This is a genomic window from Agarivorans gilvus (assembly GCF_001420915.1).
GTDB lineage: Bacteria > Pseudomonadota > Gammaproteobacteria > Enterobacterales > Celerinatantimonadaceae > Agarivorans > Agarivorans gilvus.
In genome coordinates this window covers 1,085,488-1,096,901 of record NZ_CP013021.1, presented here as the reverse complement: position 1 = coordinate 1,096,901, position 11,414 = coordinate 1,085,488, and the positions used below count along the sequence as shown (strand labels likewise).

The following is an 11,414-nucleotide window of genomic DNA, read 5'->3' as shown; positions in this document are numbered from 1 at the left end:
TATGATCCCTGAACTTGGACATTACGCACTTATTCTCGCGGTTACGTTAGCCATGTTGCAAAGCGTGTACCCGCTATGGGGAGCTAGCAAAAATAGCCTGACGTTAATGCGCTTGGCTCGTCCTCTAGCCTTGGCTCAGTTTGCCTTTGTTGCCCTTTCGTTTGCCGTGCTCAGCTACAGCTTCGCGGTCAATGATTTTTCAGTGGCTTACGTGGCGAATAATTCGAACAGTCAAATGCCACTTTATTTTCGCTTGTCGGCGGTGTGGGGCGCCCATGAAGGCTCATTGTTATTATGGGCGATGATCTTGTCTGGCTGGGGCGCAGCAGTGGCTCTATTTAGCCGAGGCCTACCTTTGGATGCGGTAGCGCGGGTTGTGGCTGTGATGGGAATGATATGCGTTGGCTTTTACCTTTTCATATTGTTAACCTCAAACCCCTTTGAGCGAACTTTGCCGTTTTTTCCGATAGATGGTCAGGATCTTAACCCCTTACTGCAAGATGTGGGACTGATTTTCCATCCACCGTTATTGTATATGGGTTATGTGGGATTTTCTGTCGCCTTTGCTTTTGCTATTGCTGCTTTATTGGCGGGGCGCCTTGACTCCACTTGGGCGCGCTGGTCGCGACCATGGACTATGGCCGCATGGGTATTTCTCACCCTAGGTATCGCTCTTGGCAGTTGGTGGGCCTATTACGAACTAGGTTGGGGCGGCTGGTGGTTTTGGGATCCAGTAGAAAACGCCTCATTCATGCCGTGGTTGGTGGGTACAGCGCTACTGCACTCTTTAGCGGTAACGGAAAAACGCGGAGTATTTAAGTCGTGGACTGTGCTATTGGCTATTTCCGCCTTTTCACTGAGCTTGCTGGGTACCTTCTTGGTTCGCTCTGGGGTATTGGTATCGGTGCACGCCTTTGCCAGTGACCCTGCACGAGGTCTGTTTATTCTGGCCTTCTTGTTGGTGGTGATTGGTGGTTCCTTACTGCTATTTGCGATCCGCGGTTCGCAGGTGACGAGCCGTGGCAGTTATAGCTTGTTTTCACGAGAAACCTTTTTACTCATTAACAATATCTTGTTGGTGGCAGCTTTAGTCGTAGTGTTGCTGGGTACCTTATTGCCACTAATCCATAAAGAGATTGGTTTAGGTAGTATTTCCATTGGCGAAGCGTTTTTTAACCGTATGTTTAGTTGGATGATAGTCCCTTTTGCTATCGCCTTGGGTATTGGTCCTCTATTGCGTTGGAAACGTCAGGCTCTTGGCCCACTTAAATCTCAGTTAATCATTATTGCGGGTTTAAGTTTGCTACTTCCCGCAGCACTGTTTGCGGTGTTTGCACCTCAGTTTTATGGCTTAGCCTATATGGCGGTGGTACTAGCTTGTTGGGTGATTGCTTGCACGGTTTTGGAAGTGTACTTACGCGCTACTCATCGCCATAGCTTTGTTAAAGGTTTAACTGTGTTGGGGCGCTCTCACTGGGCGATGGTATTAGGCCACCTAGGCTTGGCTGTGACCATTATTGGCGTTGCCTTAACTAGCCATTACAGTATTGAAAAAGACCTGCGCATGGAAGCTGGCGATTCGGTAAGCTTTGCCGATTATCAGTTTAATTTTATGCGGGTCGAGCCTTTAGTTGGCCCCAATTACCAAGGCCATGTTGGAATTATTGACGTTTATCAAGGTGATAAGCTGGCGGGCTCGTTACGGGCGGAGAAACGTTTCTACCGCGTGCAGCGTAATATGATGACCGAAGCGGCTATTGATGCCGGTTTTTGGCGTGATTTATATGCCGCCATGGGTGAGCAGTTACCTGGTGGTGCTTGGGCGGTGCGTTTGTATTACAAGCCTTTCATTCGGTGGATTTGGTTAGGGGCAATCATTATGGCTATAGGTGGCGTGTTCGCTATTAGTGATAAGCGTTATCGTTTTAAGGTAAAACAAAGCCAGCTTAATTCGCGCGCAGCAAGCAGCAGTACGCCTGTAGAGGAGGGCTAAGTGAGCAAGCGTTTTTGGTACTTTTTATTGCCCTTAGTGGCATTTTTAATGATGGCGGTATTTTTATACCGAGGTTTATACAGTGATGCCACTGAACTGGAGTCTGTGTTGATTGGCCGGCCGGTTCCTGAATTTACCTTGCAGGATATTTATCAGCAAGATAAGCAATATGCAGCGGATATTTTCAAGGGTGAGCCACTGCTGCTAAATGTGTGGGCTACTTGGTGCCCCACCTGTCGCGCTGAACATGCTTTCCTTAATTCTCTTGCCGAGCAACAAGGGATAAAGATAGTTGGCTTAAATTATAAAGATGATCGACAAAAAGCGATTCAATGGCTAGAGCAATTGGGTAATCCTTATCAAATCAACCTCTACGATGGTAAGGGCTTACTTGCTCTTGATTTAGGCGTTTACGGCGCGCCAGAGACTTACTTCATAGATAGTCACGGGATTATTCGTTATCGCCATGTGGGCGATGTTAATCCACGCAATTGGCAAGATACGCTTGCGCCTATCTTCAGTGCCTTGGAGTAACTATGAATCATTATTTAAAGGCTGTTACTCTGTTGTTCGTACTTTTTCTGTCTAGCCAGTTAAGCGCAGCGATTGATGTTCACGAGTTCGACAGCCCCGAGCAGGAGCAACTTTTTCGAGAGCTAACTCGAGAGCTGCGTTGCCCCAAGTGTCAGAACAACAATATTGCTGATTCTAATGCGGGTTTAGCACAGGACTTACGTGAAAAAACCTACCAAATGGTGAAGCAGGGCAGTACCAAGCAGCAAGTTTTAGACTACATGGTGGCTCGCTACGGTAACTTTGTTCGTTATGATCCGCCATTAACACCTGCGGTAATGTTACTGTGGGCGGCGCCTTTAGCCATCATCGTGTTGGGTTTGCTGGTGGTATTGCGTATGGCCAAACGTAAGGCCGACTCTAAGCCAGAGTTAAACGCCGATGAACAGCAACGCCTTGAGGCCTTAATCAAACAGACGGAGCAAGATAAGTAATGGCAGTATTTTGGTTAGCGGCCTTCGTGTTAACCCTATTGGCGGTGGCTGCATTGGTGATGCCTTTTATGCGCCAGCGACATGGGCGTTCGATTACCCAGACTGAACTAAATAAAACTTTATACAAAGACCGCTTGCAAGAAATAGAACAAGAAGACCAACAAGGTCTGGCCGACGATCGTCAGCTGTTGGTGAGCGAGTTGCAACACAACTTATTGGACGATATTCCCGAGCAAGACAGTAAACAACAGCAGGCGGTATCCATTTGGTTAGTGCTTCCTGGTGTCGCCATTGTTATCGCCTTATCGCTGGCCTTTTACTTTAAGTTGGGGAGTGCCGACAAGGTACAAGACTGGCAAAACGTGGTCGCAAAAATGCCTGAGTTAAGTAATAGAATTTTGCTGGGTGAAGGCGCAGAGGTCAGTGACCAAGATCTGCAAGACTTTGCTTTAGGCTTGCGGACTAAGTTGTATAACGAGCCGAACGATACCCGCGGCTGGTTTTTGTTAGCAAAAGTCGGACAAGCGCTAAACCGTCTCGACATGATGACAGACGCTGCCGAGCAGGCTTATAGGCGTGACCCTAGTAGTGCCAGTATTATTGCAGTATATGCCCAATCGCTGTTTTACAGTGGCGATGCAAATCAACAAGCTAAGGCTGAACGTATTGTTGTACGGGCATTACAACAAGACTCTTCACAGTTAGAGCTGTGGTCTTTGTATGCTTTTATGGCTTTAGAACAGCAGCAATTTCAGTTAGCCATCGACCGTTGGCAGAGTATGCTTAGCTTAGTTGATGCCGACTCAGAGCGTCATCAGATGCTGCAGCAAAGCATCGACTTTGCTAAAGCCCAATTGGCGCAGCAAGCTCAACAACAAGAGCAAGTCAGTGAGCCGGCTGCGGTAACAGGGCCGAGTTATCAGATTACGGTGGACGTGCAAGAGGGCGTGGAAGTGCCAGATTCAAGCTTCTTATTTGTGTTTGCTAAAGCGGTAAATGGCCCGCCCATGCCATTGGCGGCTAAAAAAATTGCGCATCCCCGTTTTCCGCTAACGCTGACCCTATCAGACAGCGATAGCATGATGGAAGGTTTGAAATTATCCCAACAGGGCACCTTCTATATCACCGCTCGTTTGTCATATGATAATAACGCGCAAACCACTGATGGAGACTGGCAGGGAGAGTCTGATCCGATCAATTCGGAGCAGCAAGAAACCATTCAATTGCACATAGATACGCGTTTATAGCAAGTTCTTTCTTATTGAATTGTCAATAAATAAGACTACTCAGCTTTGGATATCGGTGTCATAATATTAAAGCTTGCTAGCAAGCTTTATTTGTTTTTGGTGCGCAGTTGAAGCGCGCTTGGTATGAAGTTTTAACCAAGGAAGGAGTGGGCGTGCGTAATATAGTTACAGCTTGTATGGTGTTTGCTGCAATTATTTCAACGGCTTTTTCGACTACAGCAACTGCGCAAGAGGCTGAGGCTCAGTCCTATCAAAATATCACTGATCCCTTCGAAGGTTTTAACCGTCGAATGTGGAACTTCAATTACCATTATCTAGATAAACCTATTTATCGTCCTGCCACTCATGGATACGCCAAGTATGTGCCTTTTGGGCTTCGAGAAGCCCTAAATAATGTGATTCGTAATTTGGAAGAACCCGCCAGCTTTGCCAATCATCTACTGCAAGGCAAAGTGGAACGTGCATCAAACAACTTGTTGCGTTTCGTGTTTAACTCAAGTTTTGGTCTATTTGGGATTTTTGACTTAATGGGCAAGTCTGGAGTTCAACGTGATATCGAAGAGTTCGGCGACGTATTAGGATTTTATGGGGTGCCTGAAGGCCCCTACATTATGTTACCGGTGCTTGGCCCGAGTACCGTTCGTAAGGAAGTTGGGGATTGGGTAGATGCTTTTGCTTCTCCACTAAACAATCTGAGTTTTGCTGAACAGGTAGTAAAATGGGGCTTAGATGGCCTCTATAAGCGCTCTTCGGTTATTGAACAAGAACCCTTATTGGATAACTCCTTAGACAGCTACACTTTCATCAAAGAGGCCTACATGCAATACCGTTTATACCGCTTCTATAACGGTAAGCCTCCTACTCAATCGCAAGACGATATAGACTCGGCCTTGGAAGATTATTTGGACGAAATTGAAGCATATTAGCTAAGCTGAGCTATGCTTTTGGATAGGCTATGCAGATATTGATGCATAGCCTTGTTATTTTCACCTCTCTGATTATCTTGTTGTTGCTATTTTGTTCACCTTTTAGTGTGTTCAATTTTATTTGAGTAAACTGGCGTTCCGCTGGTTTTACTTATATATTCAAGAGATTGGACCATTAGACATTAATTAATTCGTTAATAAATAAAGGATTTTGCCGGGAATGCAGCAGCGGGACGACCATTTATTACATGGAGTTTCCATTTTAGTAGTAGAAGACGAAGTGGTTTTTCGTCAGCAATTGCTTGCATTTTTAATTCAACAAGGCGCTATGGTTGGGGCCGTGGGTGATGGCGAAGCTGCCTTAGAGGCAATTGGCCAGCAACATTACGACATTATCTTAATGGATTTAATCATGCCTAAAATGGGAGGCGTGGAATTATTAGAAAATCTCGCTCATTTTAGCGGCACTGTGGTGGTTATTTCCGGTAAAAGTACCATGGCGGATTTACGTCAAGTGATGGCCCTAGGCGCGAGCGACTTTTTGGTCAAACCGATTACCGATTTTAAAGAAATCACCAATACGATTCTAACCAACCTCTCTATGGCGGAAGAGCATAACTTGCAAATGGAGTTTAGCGAGTTTTCTGAGCATAAGGCGCATTTTAAAGCTAACGATGTGCAAGCTAGCCTAGTTTTACAAGAAATCATGCCCGAGCCTACCCAAGAATTAATGGGCTATTTCTGTCATTACCGCCTTAAGGGCAAAGCTTGTTTCCCATCCTTAAGCAAATCGACGCTAACCATGTGGCATTTTTAGTGGTTGATATCTGTTTAATGGGGATGAAGGGGTGATTGCTGCGGTGATTATTAATGGCTTCTTCCAAGATATGTGGAACCGCTTATCTATTAACGACCCTTCTTCGCTTCAGCCAAGCCAAGCTTTGAGCTCGTTAAATAAAATTTTAAACGCGGCTGATCTTCGTGCCCCTGTAGGATGCTTATACGGGGTGATAAAGGATGATTGCGTTAGCTTTGCCAACGCCGGCCTGCTAGATGTACCAGCCCCCTTCGACCAAGCTCAACCGGGTTTAGCTTTAGGCTTAAACGCCTCGGCCCACTATTTGGAATGTTTAGTAAGGCTGTCTGAAATAGGCTTTAGTTTGCGCTTTAAGAATTTGGTTGATGACTGCATTAGCTTGAAGCTGTTTCCGGTGGCATAAACAAGTCGTTCATTGCTGCCATTTTTAGGCTTATCTGTATCTGCTCTGTGTTACCAGCTTAGAATTTGAAGTTATTAAAAGTAGCATAATGTTATAGCGTTATTACTAGTCGCGGTTAGTTTAATCAGTTAGTCTGACATTGTTTTATATTCTATTACGATATAACGAACTAAGAGCTGAAGACTAAATGGAAAATTATAATTTAACTCATCTTAAAGCATTAGAAGCCGAGAGTATTCATATCATTCGCGAAGTAGCGGCGGAATTTGAGAACCCGGTTATGCTCTATTCTGTGGGTAAAGACTCTGCGGTAATGCTTCATTTAGCGCGCAAGGCTTTTTATCCTGGAAAGATCCCGTTTCCCTTATTGCATGTAGATACAGACTGGAAATTTAAGGAAATGATCCAGTTTCGTGATCGTATGGCGGAGAAATACGGCTTCGAGCTGTTAGTTCATAAGAACCCCGAAGGTTTGGAAATGGGCATTGGCCCTTTCACCCACGGTAGTGCTGTACACACCGATGTAATGAAAACCCAAGCCTTGAAACAAGCTTTAAATAAATACCAGTTTGATGCAGCCTTTGGCGGTGCGCGCCGCGACGAAGAGAAGTCTCGTGCTAAAGAGCGCGTGTACTCGTTTCGTGATAAGAACCACCGTTGGGATCCAAAATCTCAGCGCCCAGAGTTGTGGAATACTTATAACTCCAAAGTAAACAAGGGTGAGAGTATTCGAGTATTCCCTCTATCAAACTGGACTGAACTGGATATTTGGCAATATATCTACCTCGAAAATATCGACATTGTTCCGCTGTACTTATCTAAAGTTCGCCCTGTGGTAGAACGTGACGGCACCTTAATCATGGTGGATGACGAGCGTATGCCAGTAGAAGAGGGCGAGATCCAGCATAAGATGGTGCGTTTCCGCACGCTGGGCTGTTATCCACTCACTGGCGCGGTGGAGTCTGAAGCCACTACCTTGCCTGAGGTGATTCAAGAAATGTTGTTAACTAAAACCTCGGAGCGCCAAGGTCGGGTGATCGATCATGATAGTGCTGGCTCGATGGAGAAGAAGAAGATGGAAGGTTACTTCTAGCCATTTTCATAGCAGTACAGATCTCATCACTATATTCACCAAATAGTTTGGTTTAGTTAAAACAGAATTTAGAGCCTGGTTAAATACCAGCAAGCGAGGAAACAATGTCTCATCAATCTACATTGATTGCTTCAGATATCGAAGAATACTTACATCAGCACGAACAGAAACAGCTACTACGTTTACTCACCTGTGGCAGTGTTGATGATGGGAAAAGCACCCTTATTGGTCGCTTATTGCATGATTCAAAAATGATTTTTGAAGATCAATTGGCCAGCATTAAAAATGATTCCAAACGCTTTAATACCACCGATGGCGAGTTTGACCTAGCGCTGTTGGTTGACGGTTTACAATCAGAGCGCGAGCAAGGTATTACTATTGACGTAGCCTACCGCTATTTTTCTACCGATAAGCGTAAATTTATTATCGCCGATACTCCTGGGCATGAGCAATATACTCGCAATATGGCGACCGGTGCATCGAACTGTGATTTAGCCATTGTGATGATTGATGCCCGTTATGGTGTACAGGTGCAAACGCGTCGTCATAGCTTCATTGTGTCAACGCTTGGTATTAAGCAAGTGATTGTTGCTGTTAATAAAATGGATTTAGTGGAGTTTTCTGAGCAACGCTTTGAGGAAATTAAAGCCGATTATCAAAAGTTTGCGCAGAAACTTAACATTGATAGTATCAAGTTTGTGCCTATTTCGGCTCTCAACGGCGATAACGTGGTAGAACGTAGCCAGCAAAGTGGCTGGTATCACGGCGAAACCTTAATGGGCATGTTGGAAAGTGCGCCGATTAGCGCAGGGCAGAACTTCGATGATTTTCGTTTTCCTGTGCAATATGTAAATCGTCCTAATTTAGATTTCCGTGGCTTTTGCGGAACCATTAGCTCGGGTGTGGTGCGCAAAGGCGACGAAGTCACTTCACTACCATCGGGAAAAACCTCCAAAGTGAAAAGCATTGTCACTTTCGATGGTGAGTTGGAAGAAGCCTATGCGCCAATGGCGGTTACCTTAACCCTAGAAGATGAAATTGATGCTAGCCGTGGCAATATGCTGGTTCATAGCAATAACCAACCTTGGGTGGCGAACAGTGCTGAAGCGATCATTGTTTGGATGGCAGAAGAGCCGATGATTGCCCACAAGCAATACGATTTCAAATTGGCGGCTAAAACCACTTCTGGCTCTATTGCCAAAATTGAACATCAGATCGATGTGAATACTCTTGAAGAACAAGAAGCGGTGCGTCTAGGCCTGAACGAAATTGGTCTGTGCCAAGTGCAGTTCAGTCAGCAGGTGGCCTTTGATACGTATGAAAGAGCTAAGGGTACGGGTTCGTTCATCATTATTGACCGAATTTCCAACGTAACAGTAGGCGCTGGTGTTATTAAGGCTAAAGGCAATATTGACGAAACAACTCAGCATGAGTTTTCGGCATTTGAACTCGAGCTGAATGCTTTGGTGCGCAAGCACTTCCCACATTGGGAAGCTAAAGACCTAAACGAACTACTGAAGTAATGACTATTCAAGCCATACTGGTGCTGACAATATTTGTTGGCACCATCGCGTGCCTCATTCGCTATCAACAAGTACCTGCTAAGGTATTTGGCGCGGTGGTGTTGCTATTGTATGTGCTTGATTTAGTCAGTACAGACCAACTATTAGCCAGTGTTTCTAACCAAGGTTTGATGACCTTGGTATTGCTAATGCTGTGTTCTATTGCTCTAGAAAAAACCCGTATTCTACGTTTATTAGCGGCATCAATTATTAAGCCCTCGCTGCGCTCAACTGGACTGCGCTTATTTTCATTTACGGTGTTGTCGTCGGCGGCGTTAAATAACACTGCGGTGGTGGCTACTTTATTAGCGCCGATCCGCAATAATCCGTATCACAGCGCCAGCCGTTTGTTATTACCCCTGTCTTATGCGGCAATATTGGGGGGAACGCTCACCTTAATTGGCACTTCCACCAACCTTATCGTAAACAGCTTATTGTTGGAGCATACCGGCCAAAGTTTAGGTTTCTTCGATTTTACCCTGATAGGTCTAATAGCGGTGGTATTATGTGGCCTAACCATGGCTTGTTTTTCTCGATTCTTGCCTGATCACGCTCGCGAAGAAAATCAATACCAAGACTATTTTATTGACGCGAAAATACAGGCCGATTCCACCTTAATTGGAAGAAGTGTCGAAGAAAACGGCTTGCGTCATTTGGAGTCCTTGTTTTTAGCTGAAATTGTACGAGACGGTAAACTGATTAGCCCTGTGGCTCCTAGCGAAGTGTTGCTGCAAAGTGATCGACTCATTTTTAGTGGCGATGTTACTAAGGTTATGCAGTTAAATCAGTTTTCCGGTTTGCAAACTTTTGCTGATTCCAATGGCTTGCTCGGTTCTAACTTGACCGAGGTGGTGATTCGCCCAGAAAGCATGCTGGTTGGTAAAAGCCTAAAAGACGCTGGTTTTCGAGCTCGCTTCGATGCCGCAGTGGTGGCGATTAAACGTGATGGTGAACGCGTCTCCGGTAAATTAGGTGAGGTGGGCTTACAAGCGGGTGACTTTTTGGTGCTAGCTGTGGGCAGTGATTTCAAATCCAGAAGCAACTTAAGTAAAAACTTTATTCTGGTGAGCGGTGTTGAACCCGATACGCGTTTAAGCGGCATGGCCGAGCGGATCGCGATTGGTGGCTTTATCATTGCCGTTGGCGCGGCAGCATTGGGCCTAATTAGCTTATTTAAAGCCATGGTGCTGTTATTGGGCGGGTTGTTGTTCTTCCGCTGCTTAAGTCCGGGGGAAATCGTAAGGCGTTTTCCTAAGGAAATCTGGTTAATTGTGGCCTCGGCTTTAGCTTTATCCCAAGCCATGCACAATGCCGGCTTGGTGGAGCTTATCGCCAAGTTAGTTAACGGCAATTTAAGCGGGCAATGGGCAATATTAGGTTTGGTTAGTATCTACTTACTGACATGGATATTCACCGAGTTAGTGACCAACAATGCGGCCGCCGCACTGATGTTTCCGCTGGCTTATGGCCTAGCCAATGCTTTAGGGGTCAATCCAATGAGCTTCGTTATGACAGTGGCCTTCGCCGCCAGCGCTAGCTTTGTTAGCCCCTATGGTTATCAAACCAACTTAATGGTCTACAATGCCGGGCGCTATAACTTAAGTGATTTTGTAAAACTGGGCTTACCTGTGGCCATCGTCTACGCTATTGTGGTGTTAACGTTAGTCCCCTAATATTCCCCCTTTAGTAAACTTGTATCGGATGAAGTGAAGTAGGAACAACATGGACAAGAAAAGTGAAAATGTAGTATGGCACAATCATAGTGTGACTCACGAGGCCCGCGTGGCGAAGAAAGGCCATAAGCCTTGCGTATTGTGGTTTACCGGTTTGAGTGGTTCAGGAAAATCGACGATTGCCAATGCGGTTGACTACTTACTTTATCAGCAAGGTGTACACAGTTACGTACTAGACGGTGATAATGTTCGCCATGGCTTGAATGGTGACCTGGGTTTTTCTGATTGCGACAGAGTAGAGAATATTCGCCGTATTGGTGAAGTGGCCAAGTTATTTGTTGATGCGGGTTTAGTGGTGTCTACTGCATTTATTTCCCCCTTTAAAGATGACCGTAGTTTGGTGCGTAATCAGCTTGAGCCGGGACAATTTTTTGAGGTGTACATCGATACGCCGCTGGACGTTTGTGAACAGCGCGACCCTAAAGGTCTTTATAAAAAGGCGCGTAACGGCGAGATCAAAAACTTTACTGGCATAAGCTCTGCCTATGAAGCGCCTGAAAACGCAGACATTCATTTACAAACAGCGGGTAAAAGCGTGGAACAGTGCGCAGAGTATATTGTTCAGGCCTTGGTTGATGCGGGCATTGTTAAGGCTTCGATTTAAATTACCACGCAGTAAGGATGAAAAGTTAA

The 11,414-nt window shown here is 45.4% G+C and carries 11 protein-coding genes; all 11 read left to right on the top strand.

Annotated features, from left to right (window positions below; translation table 11 throughout):
• Position 1 precedes the first annotated feature (1 nt).
• The 11 genes from AR383_RS05165 (at position 2) to cysC (ending at position 11,385) form a co-directional block, all read left to right on the top strand.
• On the top strand, positions 2-1,993 hold the full coding sequence (locus AR383_RS05165) for a heme lyase CcmF/NrfE family subunit (RefSeq protein WP_055732179.1): 1,992 nt from the start codon (positions 2-4) through the stop codon (positions 1,991-1,993).
• Positions 1,994-2,527: a DsbE family thiol:disulfide interchange protein gene (locus AR383_RS05160; protein WP_055732178.1), complete on the top strand. Its 534-nt coding sequence runs from the start codon at positions 1,994-1,996 to the stop codon at positions 2,525-2,527. It abuts the gene before it with no gap.
• A 2-nt stretch (positions 2,528-2,529) separates the two neighbouring features.
• Positions 2,530-3,000, top strand: a complete 471-nt coding sequence (locus AR383_RS05155) for a cytochrome c-type biogenesis protein (protein WP_055732177.1) — start codon at positions 2,530-2,532, stop codon at positions 2,998-3,000.
• Complete coding sequence (ccmI, locus tag AR383_RS05150; RefSeq protein ID WP_055732176.1) at positions 3,000-4,247, top strand: c-type cytochrome biogenesis protein CcmI; 1,248 nt, start codon at positions 3,000-3,002, stop codon at positions 4,245-4,247. Before AR383_RS05155 ends, ccmI begins: the two co-directional genes overlap by 1 nt.
• A 152-nt stretch (positions 4,248-4,399) precedes the next feature.
• The gene (locus AR383_RS05145) at positions 4,400-5,173 is read left to right on the top strand and encodes an MlaA family lipoprotein (protein WP_157051646.1); all 774 of its coding nucleotides are present in this window, start codon (positions 4,400-4,402) and stop codon (positions 5,171-5,173) included.
• Positions 5,174-5,393: 220 nt separating this feature from the next.
• Complete coding sequence (locus AR383_RS05140) at positions 5,394-5,990, top strand: response regulator (RefSeq protein WP_055732174.1); 597 nt, start codon at positions 5,394-5,396, stop codon at positions 5,988-5,990.
• 31 nt (positions 5,991-6,021) lie between these two features.
• Positions 6,022-6,393, top strand: a complete 372-nt coding sequence (locus tag AR383_RS05135) for a hypothetical protein (RefSeq protein WP_055732173.1) — start codon at positions 6,022-6,024, stop codon at positions 6,391-6,393.
• Between the two features lie 187 nt (positions 6,394-6,580).
• A complete protein-coding gene (cysD, locus tag AR383_RS05130; RefSeq protein WP_055732172.1) occupies positions 6,581-7,486 on the top strand; it encodes a sulfate adenylyltransferase subunit CysD in 906 nt (301 codons plus the stop codon).
• Positions 7,487-7,590: 104 nt separating this feature from the next.
• A complete protein-coding gene (gene cysN, locus AR383_RS05125; protein ID WP_055732171.1) occupies positions 7,591-9,009 on the top strand; it encodes a sulfate adenylyltransferase subunit CysN in 1,419 nt (472 codons plus the stop codon).
• Positions 9,009-10,721 carry an SLC13 family permease gene (locus AR383_RS05120; RefSeq protein WP_055732170.1) on the top strand — a complete coding sequence of 571 codons (1,713 nt, stop codon included), beginning with the start codon at positions 9,009-9,011 and terminating at the stop codon, positions 10,719-10,721. Before cysN ends, AR383_RS05120 begins: the two co-directional genes overlap by 1 nt.
• 49 nt (positions 10,722-10,770) lie before the next feature.
• Positions 10,771-11,385, top strand: a complete 615-nt coding sequence (cysC, locus tag AR383_RS05115; protein WP_055732169.1) for an adenylyl-sulfate kinase — start codon at positions 10,771-10,773, stop codon at positions 11,383-11,385.
• Positions 11,386-11,414: the final 29 nt, after the last annotated feature.